The sequence below is a fragment of the Bradyrhizobium sp. CCBAU 25360 genome (assembly GCF_028128695.1).
GTDB lineage: Bacteria > Pseudomonadota > Alphaproteobacteria > Rhizobiales > Xanthobacteraceae > Bradyrhizobium > Bradyrhizobium ottawaense.
Map to the genome: position 1 here is coordinate 38,998 of NZ_LBJA01000033.1, position 17,829 is coordinate 56,826.

Annotated in this window: 16 protein-coding genes; 5 read left to right on the forward strand and 11 right to left on the reverse strand. The window is 60.1% G+C overall.

The window, feature by feature from the left end:
• Window positions 1-48: 48 nt before the first annotated feature.
• Together ku and XH81_RS10045 are read left to right on the forward strand one after the other, a co-directional pair.
• Window positions 49-969, forward strand: a complete 921-nt coding sequence (gene ku / locus XH81_RS10040; RefSeq protein WP_271596151.1) for a non-homologous end joining protein Ku — start codon at window positions 49-51, stop codon at window positions 967-969.
• 191 nt (window positions 970-1,160) lie between these two features.
• Window positions 1,161-1,745: a tyrosine-type recombinase/integrase gene (locus XH81_RS10045; RefSeq protein WP_271596152.1), complete on the forward strand. Its 585-nt coding sequence runs from the start codon at window positions 1,161-1,163 to the stop codon at window positions 1,743-1,745.
• Window positions 1,746-1,797: 52 nt separating this feature from the next.
• Here XH81_RS10045 and XH81_RS10050 read toward each other — a convergent pair whose 3' ends face one another.
• A complete protein-coding gene (locus XH81_RS10050; protein ID WP_271596153.1) occupies window positions 1,798-3,480 on the reverse strand; it encodes a hypothetical protein in 1,683 nt (560 codons plus the stop codon).
• A 431-nt stretch (window positions 3,481-3,911) separates the two neighbouring features.
• Between XH81_RS10050 and XH81_RS10055 the strand changes: the two genes are divergently transcribed.
• Complete coding sequence (locus tag XH81_RS10055) at window positions 3,912-4,610, forward strand: hypothetical protein (RefSeq protein ID WP_271596154.1); 699 nt, start codon at window positions 3,912-3,914, stop codon at window positions 4,608-4,610.
• Between the two features lie 96 nt (window positions 4,611-4,706).
• Here XH81_RS10055 and XH81_RS10060 read toward each other — a convergent pair whose 3' ends face one another.
• The 10 genes from XH81_RS10060 to XH81_RS10105 all read right to left on the reverse strand — a co-directional run bounded on the left by XH81_RS10060 (window position 4,707) and on the right by XH81_RS10105 (window position 14,756).
• Complete coding sequence (locus tag XH81_RS10060; protein ID WP_271596155.1) at window positions 4,707-5,108, reverse strand: hypothetical protein; 402 nt, start codon at window positions 5,106-5,108, stop codon at window positions 4,707-4,709.
• A gap of 248 nt (window positions 5,109-5,356) precedes the next feature.
• Window positions 5,357-6,049, reverse strand: a complete 693-nt coding sequence (locus tag XH81_RS10065) for a methyltransferase domain-containing protein (protein WP_271596156.1) — start codon at window positions 6,047-6,049, stop codon at window positions 5,357-5,359.
• Window positions 6,046-8,121 carry a DNA (cytosine-5-)-methyltransferase gene (gene dcm / locus XH81_RS10070; protein WP_271596157.1) on the reverse strand — a complete coding sequence of 692 codons (2,076 nt, stop codon included), beginning with the start codon at window positions 8,119-8,121 and terminating at the stop codon, window positions 6,046-6,048. The genes XH81_RS10065 and dcm overlap by 4 nt, the downstream gene beginning before the upstream one ends.
• Complete coding sequence (locus tag XH81_RS10075) at window positions 8,118-9,143, reverse strand: hypothetical protein (RefSeq protein WP_271596158.1); 1,026 nt, start codon at window positions 9,141-9,143, stop codon at window positions 8,118-8,120. The genes dcm and XH81_RS10075 overlap by 4 nt, the downstream gene beginning before the upstream one ends.
• Window positions 9,140-9,376 carry a helix-turn-helix transcriptional regulator gene (locus XH81_RS10080; protein ID WP_271596159.1) on the reverse strand — a complete coding sequence of 79 codons (237 nt, stop codon included), beginning with the start codon at window positions 9,374-9,376 and terminating at the stop codon, window positions 9,140-9,142. Before XH81_RS10080 ends, XH81_RS10075 begins: the two co-directional genes overlap by 4 nt.
• 141 nt (window positions 9,377-9,517) lie before the next feature.
• Entirely contained in the window at window positions 9,518-10,282 is a 765-nt protein-coding gene (locus XH81_RS10085; protein WP_271596160.1) for a hypothetical protein, read from the reverse strand.
• A complete protein-coding gene (locus tag XH81_RS10090) occupies window positions 10,279-11,469 on the reverse strand; it encodes a tyrosine-type recombinase/integrase (protein ID WP_271596161.1) in 1,191 nt (396 codons plus the stop codon). Before XH81_RS10090 ends, XH81_RS10085 begins: the two co-directional genes overlap by 4 nt.
• 351 nt (window positions 11,470-11,820) lie before the next feature.
• On the reverse strand, window positions 11,821-12,936 hold the full coding sequence (locus XH81_RS10095; RefSeq protein ID WP_028141934.1) for a L,D-transpeptidase family protein: 1,116 nt from the start codon (window positions 12,934-12,936) through the stop codon (window positions 11,821-11,823).
• Window positions 12,937-12,969: 33 nt separating this feature from the next.
• Window positions 12,970-13,647, reverse strand: a complete 678-nt coding sequence (locus XH81_RS10100; protein WP_028141933.1) for a nitroreductase — start codon at window positions 13,645-13,647, stop codon at window positions 12,970-12,972.
• Between the two features lie 155 nt (window positions 13,648-13,802).
• Entirely contained in the window at window positions 13,803-14,756 is a 954-nt protein-coding gene (locus XH81_RS10105; RefSeq protein ID WP_028141932.1) for a LysR family transcriptional regulator, read from the reverse strand.
• Window positions 14,757-14,853: 97 nt separating this feature from the next.
• On the opposite strand from XH81_RS10105, the gene XH81_RS10110 reads away from it, so the two are divergent.
• Both XH81_RS10110 and XH81_RS10115 read left to right on the forward strand, forming a co-directional pair.
• Entirely contained in the window at window positions 14,854-16,035 is a 1,182-nt protein-coding gene (locus XH81_RS10110; RefSeq protein ID WP_028141931.1) for an MFS transporter, read from the forward strand.
• A gap of 120 nt (window positions 16,036-16,155) precedes the next feature.
• Window positions 16,156-17,727: an amidase family protein gene (locus tag XH81_RS10115; protein ID WP_028141930.1), complete on the forward strand. Its 1,572-nt coding sequence runs from the start codon at window positions 16,156-16,158 to the stop codon at window positions 17,725-17,727.
• The last annotated feature ends 102 nt before the right edge of the window (window positions 17,728-17,829 follow it).

The window sequence follows — 17,829 nt, forward strand, 5'->3', positions numbered from 1 at the left end:
CCTTGGTTCGTCTTGAATCTGAAGTCCCGCAACTGGAGTTCCGCGTACATGGCACCGCGCGCCAACTGGAAAGGCTTCCTGCGATTGTCTCTGGTGACCTGCCCGGTGGCGCTCTACCCGGCCACGTCCGAAAGCGAAAAAATCTCGTTCAATCAGCTCAACCGGCAGACCGGCCACCGCATCAAGTACCTGAAGGTGGATGCGGACACAGGCGACGAAGTGCCTAACGAGGACATCGTCAAGGGCTACCAGATCGAGAAGGACCAGTTCATCGAGGTCACCAAAGAAGAACTGGAGGAGGTCGCGCTGGAATCCACGCGCACGATTGAGATCGATGAGTTCGTGGACAAGTCCGACATCGATCCGCGTTACCTTATCCGGCCCTATTACCTTCGCCCCGACGGCAAGGTCGGTCACGACGCCTTTGCCGTGATTCGCGAGACCATCCGAGAGATGAATAAGGTCGCGATCGGGCGGGTCGTGCTGACCAGTCGCGAACACATCATCGCGCTTGAGCCGATGGACAAGGGTCTCGTCGGCACGCTGCTTCGGTATCCATACGAGGTGGAGCAGGAGTACTTTGACGAGATCCAGGACGTCAAAGTCACCAAAGACATGCTCGATCTCGCGCGGCATATCGTCAATCAAAAGGCCGGCCGCTTCGAACCGGAAAAGTTCGAAGATCAGTACGAAAGCGCGCTGATCGAACTCATCAATCAAAAGCGGGCCGGCAAGACGATCACACCAAAGGAGCGTCCCCGCGGTGAGAACGTCGTTGATCTGATGGACGCGCTGCGCAAGAGCGTTGGTGGCGCTGCGGCGGAAACCAGGGCTGAGAAGCCGGCCAAGAAAGCGAAGAAGAGGGCGGCCGGCCAGAAGGAAATGCTGATGCCGATCGAAGGCAAAAAGCCGGTGAAAGAAGCCACAGCGAAGAAGCCGACAGGAAGGTCACAACGTAAGTCCGCTTGAAGACTGCCCTCGGGGCCCGGGGGGTAGCCGAAATTGGGTCCCCTGAAAGGGTAGCACAGCTCGCGAAACAACGTTTCGAGACTGGACTTCTGCGTGGCAGTGGACCCGAAGCCATCAGCATGTACGAATGATCTGGACCGATTACAGTCCAGCGTCCTGTTAGCCGTCGATCCGGCGTCTGGAGGACGAAAATGGGTTTGGGGAAGCAAGCGAAGACGCTGAGTAAGGGGCAAGCCGAAGCCACGCTCGCTTATCTTTCGACCACCAGATACCCAGAGCGAAACAGGCTGATCTTCCTGCTCTCGGCAAAGGCCGGACTCAGGGCCAAGGAGATAGCTCGGCTGACTTGGCGGATGGTCTATGATGCTGCAGGCCAGGTCGGCCATGCCGTCCACCTGACCAATGATGCGAGCAAAGGTACGTCCGGCCGCGTGATTCCCATGCATCCGGAAGTTAGGGCGGCGCTCATTGCTTACCGACAGACCATGACCAGGACACCCGGTGACTACGTGATCGGCACCGAGCGAATGTCTTCGACGTCGCCGCAGGCCATCGTGAACATGTTCCAACGATGGTATCAGCATCTGGGCTTCGTCGGCTGCTCCAGCCACAGCGGCCGAAGGACCTTCATCACCGGAGCGGCGCGAAAGATTTCCACTGTGGGCGGATCTCTCAGGGACGTCCAGGCTCTAGCTGGACACTCCAATCTGCGAACCACCCAGCAATATATTGAGCAGGATGTCGATGCCCAGCGGAAGGTAATCCAGCAGTTGTGAAGCCGCAGTCATGGACAGGCGATACAGTTTGAAGGCAAGCTCGATCGGCGGATCAACGCTCCGAGCATTCAAGCTGAACCTTTCCGATAGCTTCGTAGTCGAGAAGCAGACCGGGAAATGATACGTCTGTCCCGAAAACCGAGATGGTCTGCCGAGTCCAACCGCGAGACGTGCGAGCCACGATCTCGTCCAAACTCTTGGCCGCGAGCGAAGGCACATCCAACAAGTTCGCGTTGCTCTCTTGGATCATTCGCCTCGACACATGAGTCAGCAGTGGAGGGTTGAGTGCTGCGATACCTTGAAGAGCTGACCATGCCGAGGACGTTCCAAATGAAGAGCTGGCTAAAACGGCGGACGCCCACTTCGCGTTCGCGATGTCCAAACCAAATGTGTTGCAAAGTATGGCATCTTTTTCTGAAATTGTTTGACTGTCGAAAGCTGCTAGCTGCCTTATCGCGTGAAGCGAATTCGTCTCAACCTGTCGTGTCATCCGTGCGCCCTGAGGTGGTATAGGCGCTTTGGCCTGAACGTGAAGGGCGGTATTGGTCTTAGGACTATAAGCGAGCAAATCAATCTCGCCGTGTTTCCACACCACATTTTTCCGGACTACTAATCCTCCTATGCACGAGAGTGCCTTCCCAGCGCGATCAAGCAGCGCTACTTCAAGCGACGATGATACATACTCGTCGAAGTGTCGCTTGTTCGTCTTGTTCGCTACATAGACGATGTTGCGCTCGCCTAACATTATAAGCAGTCCGCGGGGGCTAAAAAGAAATGCATCTCCTATTTGGACGATAGGAGCGAGATATCCGTCGCCGGAGATGCATTGGCCGGTTCCAAAGGGGGTGTCTGTGAAGACACTTAGAATGCGATCTACCCTGCTATCGCTCACCCCAGCCAATTCGCCGATCAAGGACCGTACAAAACTCACTTTCAACAATGGCGACGCCCACTCCATACATTCCTTTTGCCAATGCTCGGCGTCATTCGCTGCCCCAATCGCCTTCGACTCCGCCGCTGCAGCCATACCAATGCACCAAGAAGCGAGCGACATAAGTGCTGCCCGGACTCTTAGGTAATCATCACGTTCAAAGTCAAAGGCTTTGAGGTAATCGGCCGAAGAAAGCAGCTCCCGTTCGTAAATGCTTGCGAAGTGATGGCGATAGCTATCCATGAGTAGTGGGAGAAAGTCCTCCGCGACGAGCCGCGGCCAATCGCTCGACATCTTTAGAAGTGTGGAAACGCGAAATGGAAATGGTCTCTCGAGAAACGGAAGAGCCATTTCAGACGCGATCACGTCGCATTGTTCGTGGTGAGAGAATTGGGGGCTCGGATGAACAAGTTCAAACCCTCGTTCCGCGTGTTCGACTCTTAGATATCCGTTGCGCACCATAGGCATAATCTCACAGAAATGAGCATAGCCGAGCGCGGATTGAATTTCGCTGATGCTCTGCTCGTCTAGCGCGCCCAAAGCGTCTGCCAGACTCTCGCCAATTTCCGAGCTGCTCGACCGCATGAACGGCATCAAGTACGACAGGCGGCTGAGAATCGTAGCCCCACGCTCTATGTTTGGCTGACCGTGTCCGCTAAATCGGCCCCCGCTGAAGTCTCGATCTGCTGCGAGAAATATCGCGGAGAGTATCGAACGCAAAGGCTGCTTCCATAGCCGCAGTTGACTGGCTTGCACGTCAGCCGTCGTTTCGAACTTAAACAGCAGGTCATCCGGAGTAGACATATCAGTGAGCCACGGGTGCTAGAAAGTGATTCGAAGCGTACCATCGCGATCAACGGATCCTCAATTAGTGCAGAGGCCTACGTTAGACCACGGCAAAGTATCTCCGCTAAGCATTGTTGCCGGCGTATACCTCAAACGCTCGTTGAGCTTCTATCGCATTTGCGCGCGATCCGAGGCTGTCCATCTTGAATGGGGCAACAAGATTTTAGCGTCCACCGAGACGCCTCCTGGACAATCCTTTCACAACCATTCTCCTAAGCGACGAGTTTGAAGCGTTGATCCGCGTAGATGAGTAGCTCTGTTGCTAATTGAGTTAGCAAAAAAGATAGCGCGGGCCTACGTTTTCGGGGCCTCGGGAAGATAAATACCTCGCAGGCATTTGCGTCTTGTTGGATGGCCACCTGAGCATACCTGCGACCCGGAGTGTACAGATGCCACCGATCACGGAGGGCATATGGTCTTCTATTACCAAATTACAGACCGAGCTCGAATATCCAATTCATCAAACGGAGCCTGAACGAGACATTGATCTCATCCAATCCCTTCATCCTTCTCCCGTCCCCTTCAAGCAACGTTTCCCCGCCCACCGATCCCTGCAATTGATGATCGGCGGGTACTCGTGGCTGGTATCCGACCGGATGAAAGACGGGTGGTCGGCATATCTCGTGACCTTCGTATTTGATCATCTCCGCGGTCCACGTGCATCCGTCCTTGGTCAAATGCTAGATGAAGTCCTACGAGTTTACTCGACATTTCTGACTAGGACACACCGCAAGCCGAAGACCGTCCCCACCCACCAGCTTCCCCTTATGATCGCGGTCGCGGACCTACCCGTTGCTAAGTCCGTCCGCTCAAATGAGCCGACCTCCTGCAATGGCGGCCTGCATTTCCATGCGGTCCTGTTGGTGCCACCGATCACCCGGTTGAAGGAGCCCGTAGCTCAGCACTTCAACGACCAGGCGGACTTGTATGCCGGGCTTAAGAAGCTGGTAGCTCGCATCCACGTCCGCCCGATAACCAGCACGCCGGAATACGTGGTCGACTACGTGTTCAAGACGGTTCTCCGCGGGCGAATTTCCTATGACAATGCCGTGCTGGTCCTGCCGCGTGCGAGCGGCGAGGTCCAATGAGCCAGCTGGCTCGCATGACCTCTCGCTCGTCTTGAACGGGCCGCATGTAAACGACCTTAAACTGCGCAGTATTCAGCGTTCTCCGGTGGTGCCCGTCTAGGCGGCCGATTTCAGGGCTTCAGAATCGACCTGCTCGAGCCGAAAGGTGCACCTTTTGGTGTCCAAGGCAACGACGCGCATGATGACATTCCGCGCCGGGTAGCAGTCGATCGTCCGGGAGGGGTTGGACGGATCGCGGACGACCATGACCACCCTGACGAGGCCCTCGCAGTGATCGACGGCATGCTGGAGATGAAGAAAGAAGAGCCGCTTGGCCCCGCCGTCGGCCCAATCGCTCGTGTCCGATTTCTCATAGACCATGCGTCCACCAGGTCCACGAAACCCGTCCCTCCACAGGCTGACGGCGACCATCTTGCGGTCGACCGACACGCCGGACCACTGAGTCATCGGGTTACTGAGCGGGGTGCCGTAGTAGCTGAATGCTGATTTCCGTTTCATCCGAGTCTCTCCTTCCTATCAAGACAGTCGTGTGAGCAAAAAATCCTAGGGCCGAGCGGAGTGGCTCGGAACGTTCGGAACTTTACGCACACCTTCAGGCGGAGCAACACCTCAGTGTGGGAATTAAGCAAGCAGAATCCCTCGATTAAAGCCCACGACTGCTTCGCTAACGGCTAATCATTCTTGCGGTGGTGACTGGCCCTCGACGAAGCGGTTTTACTCGGTAAAAACATTGACCCTGCGTGTTGCTATATGAGGGCCACGAGAGCCACGAACATATGCCCTCGCCAATACGGCTCCACGTCACGGAAGCCCGCCAACTCAAGAGACCTCCGCAGCTCGCGCTCGGTCATCCTAGTCATCTGGCCGCGGAGTCTGCTCTGCTTTGCCAGGATCTCGTCCGCGGTGAAGCCCTGCCTGCGCTTGAAGTCCATGTAAGCGGCCTCCGCGTCGCTTTCCTGACGCGACGTCTCGGCCAACGTCTTCTCCGCGATGAGGAGCGCGCCCCCTTCCACCATCGAACCCCGGATGCGCTTCAGCAGGGGCAGCTTGCAAGCGGGACGCAGGAACATCAGCGTCATGATGCAGCACGCGAGCGAGACGTTGTCGAACGGGTGCGTCAGCGCGTTGCCGACCTCGCAGCGGAAGTTCATGAACGAATGCTTCTCCCAGCAGGGACGGAACCGCGGCTCAACGTCGATGCCGAGGTAGTCCACGTCCGGACGCGCCGCGTGGTTCACCCGCCGGATCGCCGCCAGAGTCCGCCCTGTCGAGCAGCCGACGTCGACTACGGTAGTCCCCCGCTGGACGTACGTGACGGATCGGTCGACGGTGTAATCGACCAGCTGCTGGAAGCCGGGTATCGACGCGCGGATATGCGCATCGAAGGTTTCGGCGTAGTCTCCGAAGGAGAAGTCTTTCTTGGGCCGGCGCTTAGTCATTTCATGGTCTCTTTGTAGGGCTTCAAGATCTTTCGGTAGATGCTCTCGGCAATTGCTTCGGCCACGAAGGGAGTGACCATGCGGCATATTCTTTCCGCCGCTTGCCCAAGCGTGCCGGTGAGCGCGTAATCATCGGGAAGGCCGGTTAGGCGCTTCAGTTCGGGGATAGTGAACTTGCGGTCGTGCTCCGGATGGATCGCGCCGGCCAATCCGCTCGGTTGCTGCCCCGTGACCGTCAGCGTCGGCGCGGGCAAGTCGTAAGAGCACCGCGTGAGCGTGTAGTTGCCGGTGACCTCAAGGCCCACGTGGTTGGGCCGCAACAGCCGGGGCGGGTTCTTCGGCAGCCTGGCGGCGGCCGTCGCGATCGTGGTCGTCCGCGCAGAAACGATCCACGGGCGCACGTCTTCGCGTGACTGGTTCAGATCAGTGAACGCATCTCGAACGGTGGTGCCGGTATGTGTCGGGTTGGGAAACAGCAACGACGCCGCGAACTCGCTCGTGATCCCGACGGCTTCGGCGACGTCCTTGCGAATTGCCAGGACGAAAAGCCGGCGTCGGGTCTGCGGAACGCCGAAGTCGTTCGCGGACAAGACGCGCCATGTCACGACGTATTCTGCGGTCAGCATCTTGAGCAAGGCATTGAATATCGCTTCTCCGCGGGAGGCGAGCGCAGGCACGTTCTCCATCACGACGACCTTCGGGCGCGCGATCAGCGCGAACCTCGCGAACTCGAAGGGCAGCATCGAGATATCCTTTTGGGTCCGGTCCGAGTACGCTTTCAGCACGCCCGGCTCCGTTGGTCCGTTTCCGGCCGTGCTGAACTCGGAGCACGGCGGAGATCCGTCGAGCAGGTCCAGCTCACCCACCATTAGGCCGACCGTCATCAGGAAGGCGATGATGTTCGCCGGATCGCGAACGATGTCGCGGATGTCCCTCTTATCGATGAATGTCCCCGGAAAATTACGGAAGTAGGTGCGAGCAGCTTCCGCAACGAATTCGTTGATGGCCCGAACGTCTCCCCCGGCGAGCCTGTACCCCATCGAGGATCCGCCACCTCCCGCGAATAGCGACACGACCGTGAAGCGCTTGCGCAAGGACGCTTCGTGCACCTCGGCCATCGTCGGACGACGGACGCTTACACCCTGAGCTTCGATAACTATCGCTTTGCGAAGCGGTGAAGCCGCAGCGAGTTCTTCGAGGTATTGATCAGGGTTTGCCAGCACTTCCGCTGCCCATCGCTTGCAGAGCGCGCTCACGCTCGTGTACTTCGTCTCAAACCGATTGATGATGGGATCGTCCACCAATGTCTTAAACAACTCGTGGACACCTCCGCCCTTTTGCAACTTGACGCCTTTCGCGACCAGACCTGAGGGGAGGCGACGAAACACGTCGGCAAAGATCTTCCTGATGACGGGCTTGTCCATCGGTGACAGCTCGTCATGGGAGAACTGGCGAAGGAAGCGGCGTACCGATTCGGCGGCCGAAGGGTCGATCAGCCGTTTTCCGAGTGCCTCAGCGATCCGGGTAGCGAACCAAAATGTGTCGGGCGAGTCGGCCGCGTCCGACCTCGCATACTTTGCGTCACGCAAGCCGTCGAAGTGCACTTGCAGTTCGGCGCGCGAGAGCCCGGCCCGCTTGAGCCGGGCCATCTCCAGATTGTCTTCCCGCGTATTGCCTAAGTGATCGTCGAAGTTCCAGCCTGTCAAAACTTCGGCTTCTGCAATTTCGGGGATCACGTGAGCGATCGGGTATGTGACTTCGAACTGGGTCTTCTTCGAGCAACCGTGTTGGATCGCTAGCCGCAGGAAGGCCGCTCTCAATCCCGCGGTCGGCACTCGAACGATCCGAAGCGGCCAGCCCATGTGGCGGGCTATCGCTTCTGCCGCTGGCCGCTCAACCGAAGGAATACCGTCTAGTTCATAGGTGTAGGCGACTACTTCTTTGCCAACCTCCTCACAGCTATAGCCGACGATCAAGCTGTCAGCGCCGCCAGACAGCAGGAGGGCGACGCGACTGCAGGAACTCCGCGCAAGAATTTCGTGGCGGAAGATAAAGCGAAGATCTTCACTCATCGGACGGTCGGCCTTTCTGTCCAGTTCTCGTCTCCGATGAGGGTCGACCAGCCGTCCGCCCGCGTTTGCGCGAACAACTGAACCTTGACGGCACAGTTCGGAAAGAAGGATTCGGCGAGCACCAAGACGCTATTGCAGGGCGTAAAGCCTAACAGGGGGCGGGGCCGGAAACTCCCCCGCTTAGCGACCACAATAACTTCGCGGTTCGTGATTTCGGGCTGTTGCACCGGGCTCTCGAAGAAGAGCCCCTGAGGTGCGCCGAATCCCATCAAAGGCATCAGTGTCCGCTCGATGGTCCCCATCATGAGGATAGGGATGATCGCGACGAAGCCGGCATCGTCAGCCGGAGGCGGACGGCGCAGGCACTCGTCCAATGCGTCCGAGCGCGCATATTCGTTCGCGAAGAAACGCGCGTCCTGTGTCGTCAAACGAAGCGCGAACAGCTCAGCCGAGCCGTCGATCTGCGGGGCCGGCTGCGACTCATGTGCAGTACCCTGCGGCGGCTTTGCGGCAGCTCGCACCTTGATCACGTCATCTCGGGTCACTTCCGTCCGCTTCGCCAACTCGTCGACTGCTCGGTCGGAACCCACCTCTTCGATCAACAGGCAGATCTGATAGATGATAGAGTAGTGAGCTGGCAGGAGAGGCAGGAGCGACTGCTGCAGAAGTGTTTCGGCATGGCGGCCGATCTTAGCCAACATGGCCAACTTACCGTTGGCCTTGAGCCGCGCAAGGACGTCGTTGTCCGAGAGTACCCGCCTGGCAACGAGGCGTGTCAGAAACGCATTGAGCATTTCGGGCTGTTCGGCAAAAGAGTTCAGCCCGGCGTTCAAATGAAAGCAAGCGATTACGAGCGATTGGGCAGCGTCGGCCCAGTACTGGGCGACCGTGTCAGCGGCAACTTCTGCATCCATTCCGGCGAGAGCTGGCCCGTGAGGCGAAGCATTGTCGCTGGAGCTGGCGAGGACCCTTCCGGCAAGACGCCGCGCCCGGTCCTCTGAACCGCTTTCCGCGAGGCTCATGGCTTGTCCGAAGTCCGTGAGCCAGCGTTAGCTCGGGGAATGCCTTCCTCGATGAGCCTGCAAATATCTTGCTCCTTCCAGAGAACAAGCCTTCCGCCCAGCCGAACGGGAGGCGGAAAGCGGCCGGATTTTACACCGGCCCACCATGTCGAGCGGCTAATTTGGAGGGGGCCTAGAGGCTTGATGATCGATTTGAGCCGGCAAAGACCGCGCCCGGAGAATGAAGATTCCATTGCCGTTCCTTAAGGGGCTGAGCGCAGTGGCTCGGAACGGTTCGGAAATTTACGCACACCTTCGAGCGGAGCAACACCTCAGTGTGGGAATTAAGTTCGCATAATCCCTCGATTAAAGCCCACAACTCTTTCGGTAACGGGCTAGATCATCCTCTTAGGAAATGGACGATCGTGCTTGTCGCGATCCATGATGTAATCCCTTAAAACGGTATCTACCGTTGCTTCAGCAATCTGCCGATCCGCAATCTGCATCATCATCCAGACGTAATGCTTCGATGTGACCGTTGCGGGGTCGTCACGTATCATTCGCTTCTCTGACCGCGTAATCCTTTGGCCGTGCTGAGCGTAAAAGATATAATCGAGATGGTGGATCAGATCATATACGGGACCGTATGATGGTTGACCCCTTCCGCGAGTGTGGCGCTTCTCCAACGAAGCCAAAATGATGTCGGCTCCTGAAATGCGTTCACAGAAAGCTTCAAGCTCCTTTCGTTGTTCAAGGGGACTTATCTGGCAATGCGCGACTCGGCCTTTGAAGACGTCCTCTTGAATGATGAGCTTCAACAGTGACTGCCTTGCAGCTTCCAACTTGCTTCGGGATTCAGTGATCTCTTTCTTCGCGTTAGGCGCAGCCGATTTATCTAGCCTTTCGGTCCAATATCTCCTCAGCGCGATATTGAGTTCGAATCGAGCGCTTGTTCGAAACTTTGTCTTTGACTGAATCTCATTCCACTGGTGCTCGGTGAGGTATGCGTAGGGAATGCCTAGCGCTTGCTCGAGCCTAGCGTTCAGCTTCCGGCCAGAGGCGACGCCGCTCGTTATTTGAGCCTTGACTAAGTCGTCCTCCGACATCGCTTCAGGCTCACGGGGGGGAGCTTTTGGTCGCTTCGATCTCTTGATGCTCATCGACAATTGATCGCCTGAGCCTGAATGTATTCTTCCCAAGCGATCATCAGTTCAAGTCGCTTAGAGAATAGGTCACCTCGGCGATAGGCGGCTTCGGTCTTGTCTTTGATCGAGTGGGCCAGCGCCATCTCGCATACCTCTCTAGGGAAATTCGTGCATTCAGCTGCCCAGTCTCTAAAGGCTGAGCGAAAGCCGTGAGCGGTGAAGTTAGCCTCCATTCTTCGGAGCATCATCAAAAACACCATATTCGACATGGGTTTGCCAGGGGCGCGGCCCGGAAAGATCAATAATGAACCGTCGCTTATCTCGCGAGCGGATCGAAGTAGTGACGCAGCTCGCGGCCCCAGTGGCACACGATGTTCCCGGCCCGCTTTCATCCTCTCTGCCGGAATGGTCCATACTGTTGTCTCGGAGTCGACCTCGGACCATCCGGCACGCAAAACTTCATTCGTGCGAGCCGCCGTCAAGATCAAGAACTCGAAAGCGAGCCGAGCAATTTCGTTTGTGGGGACTTCCGGCAGTCCCCGCACGAATTGCGGTACTTCGGCGTAAGGGATTGCGCTGAAATGACCGCGCTTTTCATTCTGGCGAGGTAGGCCCTTGCCAACGCCTTCGACCGGGTTGTCACCACTTCGATGACCTGCAGCCTTGGCCCAATCCAAAACGACTGATATCCGCTGGCGGACGCGGCGGGCAGTCTCAGGTTTGGAGAGCCATATCGGCGAAAGGGCGCGAAGCACGTCTGAGGTCTCGATCCGGTCGACCCGCTTGTCACCCATGTCGGGGAAAGCATAGGTGGACAAGCTCTTCAGCCACTGCGAAGCGCTCTTCCCATCCTTCCAACCCGCTCGTCGCTGCTCCAGCGTGGTCCGAGCGGCTTCCGCAAACGTGGGTACGGTCGCTTGCGCTGAACGCTTGGCGGCGATCGGGTCACCGCCTTCACGCGCCAGCTTCCGATAATCGATCGCTTTGTTTCGAGCTTCTGCTAGCGTGACGAGCCGCAGGCTGCCGAGACCCATGTCCCTCCTCTTGCCATGGACGACCGTCCGCAGCACCCATCGTTTTGCGCCGGACTCATCGACGACGAGGTAAAGGCCGTTCCCGTCAGCATATCGGCCGGGTTGGGAAAGGCTATTGATCCGAACGGGGGTAAGGGCCTTTTGAGGATGCTTGCGCCGGGTTTCCATACCACAATCCATACCACAAAAAATTTCGGATTGGGACGGCTTTTCTTGGACCTTGCTGGACGTCAGGTTGACTTAAGAGATTGAGTCGATTGGCCTAGTTGAACTTCAATGGACGCTCATGGACACTAACAATAAGGACACTCTCTCCGCCAGCCTTCGCAAACAAAGTTTGCGCAAGGCTGTCGCGCCGAAGCCCGCGGGGCGGAGGCGGAGTCGTTGCCGTTTGCTTTGGTTCAGCAAGCCGGGACGAATTTTTTTTCAAGGTCTCCGCTCCGACGCCGCCAGCATTCCCTGGACGGAATGCCGATGCCATCCTCTTCTGATGATCCACCGCGGACGCCGCACGAGCGTTCAGCACCGACCTGACGGGAAGCCGACACGCGTCGGATTACACTCCGGCAGCTTGTCCAACGAGCTGCCGAACCATCTACTCGCCAACGAGCCATCATTGTCGATCCAGGGGATCGGTGGCAATTGCGGCAGGTAGGATGCATACGGCATGACTTTCGCAAGCGTCACTCTGCCCGGAAATTGTGTGAGGAATGCCTTGTTCATTCCGCCGTCCAGTCCGCTGTATATCGGGGCAGCCGGAACGTTGTCTTCAAGCAATCGCGCGTATTCGAGCTCGTCGGAGCGCCTCTTCTCCAGCGCCCGCCGCGCGATTTCCGGATTGACGACGAAGGGGGGACATTTTTCGGTAGGGTTGAACACTGGAGGCGACGGCGAATTCGGGGGAGGTCGCGCATCGAACACATAGCGGCGGTCGCACACATCCACCCTTGGTTCGAGTCGCGTCGTCTCGAAATGATCGTTGCCGATCTTGAGCATTTTCCAGAAGGCCAGGTTGGGGCTATTTCGATGCCGCGCCAGGTTTGCCGGCGTCAGGCGGAACGGATAGGCCTGGACCTGGAACGACGGCCGGCCGCCGAGGAATGAGTCGCGTGCCAGCGAATAGATTTCGCTGATCTGTTCGTCGGTCATGGCATAGCAACCGCTCGACCAGCAGTCGCCGTGGATCATGAGGAAGCTGCCGTTGCGCTTGTTCGCCTTGTCGAACGTGTTGGGAAAGCCGAGGTTGATCGAAAGATGGAAGTTGGAGTTGGGATTCATCAGCTCGGGTGTAATCGTATAGAACCCTTCCGGAGCCTGTCGGTCGCCCTCGTACAATTTCGGCCCGAGATCGCCCGACCACCGACAGATCGGATAGGTTTTGAGGATCTGGAAATGGCCGGTCGCGTCCTGCTTCCAGACCTCGAGCTCGGCCTCCTCCTTGAACAGGCGCACGACGATAGGTGAATATTTCGGCATCTTCTTCTGTTCGAGCAGCGAGAGCAGCTCAGCGGGTAGTTCCCTCGTTGCCTTGGCTGGCAACGGCTTGCTGCTTTCGCCAAGACAAATGACCGGCGTCAAGGCAGTGGCAAAAGCCGCCGCCAGCACAAGTACACGTCGGACCATGGCGCGGATCAATGCTGTGCCTCCAGCCCTTCCGACCGCACGCCGCTACTTCTCGAAACCGACGAACACCGTCGCTTCCTCGACGGACTTCCGCTCCGACACCACGGCATTCGCCGGAAAGGTTTCATCCGGCCAGCCCAGCGCGATGCTTTTCATGATGACTTGATCGTCGGCTATGCCCGCGTGCTCGCGCACCACGGGGGACTGCATGATGCCCTGGCTGTTGATCACGGCGCCGAGCCCGCGCGACCACGCGGCATTGACCAGGGCGGTCGCCACGGCGCCGCAGTCGAAGGGCGTATCGTCGCTACCGTCAAGCACGCGATCATAGGTGATGATCACGCAGACGGGCGCGTCGAACTGGCGGAAGCCGCGCAGCACCCAGTCCTGGCGCTTTTCCGTGTTGTCGCGCTCGATTCCCATCGCGGAGAATAATTGTTTGGCGACGCCGACCTGCCTGTCACGGTGCTTGCCTGCAAAGGCCTGGCCCGTGCGGAACTCGCGCGACTGCGGGATGCCCGCCACCATCCGTTCGGTGTTGCCGGCGCGGATCCGATCCAGCGGTTCGCCGGTGATGACATAGAAATTCCAGGGCTGGGTGTTCATCGACGAGGGAGCGCGCATCGCCAAACCAATGATTTCCGCAATCAGCTCCTTGGGTACCGGATCGGGTTTGTAGCCGCGGATACTCCGGCGACCGAGGATGACGTCATCGAACTGCATTTGTGTGGAATTCCCCTGACAAGCTCTGAAACAGTTAGGACTTTCGCGGTTTCGGCACCCTCGCGCAAGCGTCGGCGGTGCGTCCTCAACGGTCCAGCCACGCGGAACACGATCGCATCAGTCTGGATTGACTGACGCTCTCTCCGCCATCAGCCTCATCCCGCCAGTTTCCACCTCCCATCCCCCGCCCGCTTCAGCGCGGGATCGCTCACTCGCACATGCTCGGCAAGGAAATCGATGAACGCGCGGACGCGTGCGGGCAGGGGGGCGGTGTGGCCGACATAGACGGCGTGGATGTCTTCGCGGTCGCCGGGATTGTAGTTCTGCAGCACCGGCACGAGGCGGCCGGATTCGATGTCGGGGCCGATATGGAAGAGCGCGAGGCGGGCGAGGCCGACGCCGCCCAGCGCCAGCCGGCGGGCGACTTCGCCGTCGCTGGCGCGTGCGACCGGCGGCGGCACGGCTTCCTCGGTGCGATCGCCGCGCCGGAATGGCCATCCGCCGCGGATGCGCGGAAAGGTCCAGCCGATGCCGCGGTGCTCAGTGAGATCCGCCGGCGTCCTGGGCGTGCCAAAGCGCGCCAGATAGTTTGGGGTGCCGACGACCACCATGCGGCTGCTGCCGAGCTTGCGCGCGATCAGGCGGGACGCTTTCAGAGGTCCCACACGGATCGCAACGTCGGCATGCTCCTGCATCAAGTCGACCAGCGTGTCGGTCAGCACGAGATCGAGCGTGACCTCGGGATGCTGTTCCAGGAAGCGGGGGATCAGCGGCATCATATGCAGCATGCCGAACGGGATATTGCAGTTGACCGTGAGGCGGCCGCGCGGCGCCGCGCCTGACGCCGCCTCGCGCTCGGCTTCCTCCATCTCCGCGAGGATCCGCACGGCCCGCTGATAGAACGCCTGGCCTTCCTCGGTCAGGGTCAGCTTGCGCGTGGTGCGGTTGACGAGGCGCGAGCCGAGGCGGGCCTCCAGTCGCGACATCAGCTTGCTCACGCCCGACGGCGTCAGCCGCAGCTTTCGCGCGGCCTGGGTGAACCCGCCGAGATCGACGACGCGGACGAAGACCTCCATCTCGGCGGAGCGGTTGGTGTCGAAGCGGGCCATGTTGAATTCACGTCACAAATGATTGGATTGAGGACATTCTAATGGTTTTGCACGGGCACGGCTATCTGTGGCTCGTCTCATCCATCGGAGCCCACGCATGCCTCCCGCCGTCCTCGCGCTCACCGCCGGTGCCTTCGGCATCGGCACCACTGAATTCATCATCATGGGCCTCTTGCTCCAGGTCGCCGCCGACATGCATGTCTCGGTACCGGTCGCGGGCCTGCTCATCTCCGGTTATGCGCTCGGCGTGTTCGTCGGTGCGCCCGTCCTGACGCTGGCGACGCGGCGGATGCCGCGCAAAACCGTGCTGCTCGCGCTGATGGCGATCTTCACGCTCGGCAATGCGGCCTGTGCGCTGGCGCCGAACTACGAATTGCTGATGGCCGCGCGGGTGCTGACCTCGCTTGCCCACGGTACTTTCTTCGGTGTCGGGTCGGTGGTGGCGACGAGCCTCGTCGCCGAGGACAAGCGGGCCTCCGCGATTTCCACCATGTTCATCGGTCTCACCGTCGCGACGTTGCTGGGCGTGCCCTTCGGCGCCTGGTTCGGTCTGATGCTCGGCTGGCGCGCGGCGTTCTGGGCCGTGACGGTCATCGGCGTGATCGCCTTTGCCGTGGTTGCGGCCCTCGTGCCCGGCCATGTCGGCAACGGCGACAAGCCGGTCTCGCTTGCCGAGGAAGTATCGGTGCTCGGCCGCCCGCAAGTGTTGCTCGGCCTTGCCATGACCGTGTTCGGCTTTGCCGGCCTGTTCGTCGTCTTCACCTACATCCAGCCGATCCTGACGCGCTTCACCGGCTTTTCGGAAGGCGCGGTGTCGCCGATCCTGCTGGTGTTCGGCGTCGGCCTCGCGATCGGCAACGTTGCCGGCGGCAAGCTCGCCGACCGGGGCCTCGCCGGCGCGCTGATCGGAACGCTTGCCGCGCTCGCCATCGTGCTGCTTGGGCTTGCCGCCGTGCTGTCGGTCAAGATCGCGGCGATCGTGCTGATCCTGCTGCTGGGTATCGCGGCCTTTGCGACCGTCGCCCCGCTCCAGCTTCGCGTGCTGGAAGCGGCCGGCCCCAGCGGCCGGACGCTCGCCTCAAGCCTCAACATCGCCGCGTTCAATCTCGGTAACGCTCTCGGCGCCTGGGCCGGTGGCGTCACCATCGACCGCGGGCTCGGCCTCTCGGCGCTGCCTCTGGTCGCAGCCGGCATCACCGCTGTCGGTCTGGTGCTGGCGCTGTGGAGCCTGCGGCTCGACCGCGCGCCGGCGGCCGTCGCGGCCTGCCCCGCGGAATAGCGCAAGCGGCGCGATCGCGGACAATTCGCCGCGTCGCGCCGTTGGCCCATGCAGAAAACGCACCTGTACACATCCTTTCGCCATCCGTAACTTCCTCGGCGCAATTTCAGGAGGTGCGACGTGGCGAAGAAGACGGCCAAGAAGACTGCCGAGAAGAAGACAGCTTCGAAGAAACCGGCGAATACCTCCAGCAGGACCAGCGCAAGCCGCAAGGCCGTCGTTGCAAAGAAGGCGAAGAAGGCCGCGCAGCTCAAGCCGGCTTCATCGCGCCGTCCCAAGGGACCGGCCTGGCAATGGTCGGCGGTGGAGACCGCGGCTGCAATCCGCTCCGGCGCAATCTCCGCAGTCGAAACCGTCGAAGCCCATCTCGAACGGATGCGCGCCGTCAATCCGAAGCTGAACGCCGTCGTCGTCGATCTCTCGGAAGAGGCGTTGAAGGCGGCGCATGCCGCGGACAAGCAGCGCGCCAAGGGCGGCGAGCTCGGCCTCCTGCACGGCGTGCCCATCACCATCAAGGAAAACGTCGATTACGAGGGGCGGCCGAATTTCAACGGCGTGCCCGCCAACAAGGACCTGGTCGCGCCGTCGGATGCGCCAGTTGTTCGCAACCTGAAGAAATCAGGCGCGATCGTCATCGGGCTCACCAACACGCCGGAATTCTCCTTTCGCGGCTTTACCGACAATCCCCTGCACGGGCTGACGCTCAATCCCTGGGATCCCAATATCACCTGCGGCGGCTCCTCGGGCGGTGCGGGTTCGGCGGTCGCCGCCGGCATCGGCACCATCGCCCATGGCAATGACATCGGCGGCTCGCTGCGCTGGCCCGCGCATTGCAACGGTGTCGCCACCATCAAGCCGACGCAGGGGCGCATCCCCGCGTTCAACGCGAGCGCAACGGCCGAGCGGCCGATGCTGGCGCATCTGATGTCGGCGCAGGGGCCGCTCGCGCGCCATGTCGCGGACGTTCGCCTTGCACTCGAGGTGATGAGCCGGCGCGATCCGCGCGATCCCTGGTGGGTGCCGGCGCCGCTGGTCGGCGAGAGGCCGAAGGGGCCGATCAAGGTGGCGCTGGCCAAGATCCCCGAGGACATGGAGGTCGACCCCTCCGTACGCGCGGCGCTGCGCCAAGCCGCCGATCATCTCGAACGTTCCGGCTATCGCGTCAGCGAGGTCGAGGTGCCCGACATCAACGGCGTCTGGCAGACCTGGTGCGACATCATCACCAACGAGACCGTGGTGATGCAGGAGGCCGGCATGCTGAAGGTCACGTCCGAAGATTTCCACAAGGCCTGGGGCGGCATGAAGGCCAAGGCCAATGTGCTCGATCTCAAGGCCTGGATGCAGGCGACCGCCGCGCGCAACGGCCACATCCGCGCCTGGCAATTGTTCTTCGAGGAGTACCCGGTCGTGCTGGCGCCGACCACGGTGAAGCCGACGCCGGGCCCGCGCGAGGATACCGTCAGCCCCGAGCGCGTGCGCGAGATCTTCTGGGGCGAGATCCGCTTCATCTCGGCGATCAACGTGCTGGGCCTGCCCGGCGCCGTGGTGCCGGTGGCCGCGCACGACGGCAAGCCGATCGGCGTGCAGCTCATTGCCGGGCGTTATCGCGAGGACCTCGCGCTCGACGCGGCGGCCGCGATCGAGAAGCGCGCCGGCGTGCTCGCACGCAGGCTGTGGGAGAGCATGGTTTAGTCCATGATTGTCGCCGCATTGGCGGCGCCATCTTTCTCCGCAAGGAGAAGGCATGGCGCCGCCACGGCCGTGCAGGTCGCACTTCGTTAATCCGCTTTAACC

Bases quoted from the DNA above. Each gene is read 5' to 3' on its own strand.
- ku (WP_271596151.1), top strand. From the start codon at position 49: ATGGCACCGCGCGCCAACTGGAAAGGCTTCCTGCGATTGTCTCTGGTG.
- XH81_RS10045 (WP_271596152.1), top strand. From the start codon at position 1,161: ATGGGTTTGGGGAAGCAAGCGAAGACGCTGAGTAAGGGGCAAGCCGAA.
- XH81_RS10050 (WP_271596153.1), bottom strand. From the start codon at position 3,480: ATGTCTACTCCGGATGACCTGCTGTTTAAGTTCGAAACGACGGCTGAC.
- XH81_RS10055 (WP_271596154.1), top strand. From the start codon at position 3,912: ATGCCACCGATCACGGAGGGCATATGGTCTTCTATTACCAAATTACAG.
- XH81_RS10060 (WP_271596155.1), bottom strand. From the start codon at position 5,108: ATGAAACGGAAATCAGCATTCAGCTACTACGGCACCCCGCTCAGTAAC.
- XH81_RS10065 (WP_271596156.1), bottom strand. From the start codon at position 6,049: ATGACTAAGCGCCGGCCCAAGAAAGACTTCTCCTTCGGAGACTACGCC.
- dcm (WP_271596157.1), bottom strand. From the start codon at position 8,121: ATGAGTGAAGATCTTCGCTTTATCTTCCGCCACGAAATTCTTGCGCGG.
- XH81_RS10075 (WP_271596158.1), bottom strand. From the start codon at position 9,143: ATGAGCCTCGCGGAAAGCGGTTCAGAGGACCGGGCGCGGCGTCTTGCC.
- XH81_RS10080 (WP_271596159.1), bottom strand. From the start codon at position 9,376: ATGGAATCTTCATTCTCCGGGCGCGGTCTTTGCCGGCTCAAATCGATC.
- XH81_RS10085 (WP_271596160.1), bottom strand. From the start codon at position 10,282: ATGAGCATCAAGAGATCGAAGCGACCAAAAGCTCCCCCCCGTGAGCCT.
- XH81_RS10090 (WP_271596161.1), bottom strand. From the start codon at position 11,469: ATGGAAACCCGGCGCAAGCATCCTCAAAAGGCCCTTACCCCCGTTCGG.
- XH81_RS10100 (WP_028141933.1), bottom strand. From the start codon at position 13,647: ATGCAGTTCGATGACGTCATCCTCGGTCGCCGGAGTATCCGCGGCTAC.
- XH81_RS10105 (WP_028141932.1), bottom strand. From the start codon at position 14,756: ATGGCCCGCTTCGACACCAACCGCTCCGCCGAGATGGAGGTCTTCGTC.
- XH81_RS10110 (WP_028141931.1), top strand. From the start codon at position 14,854: ATGCCTCCCGCCGTCCTCGCGCTCACCGCCGGTGCCTTCGGCATCGGC.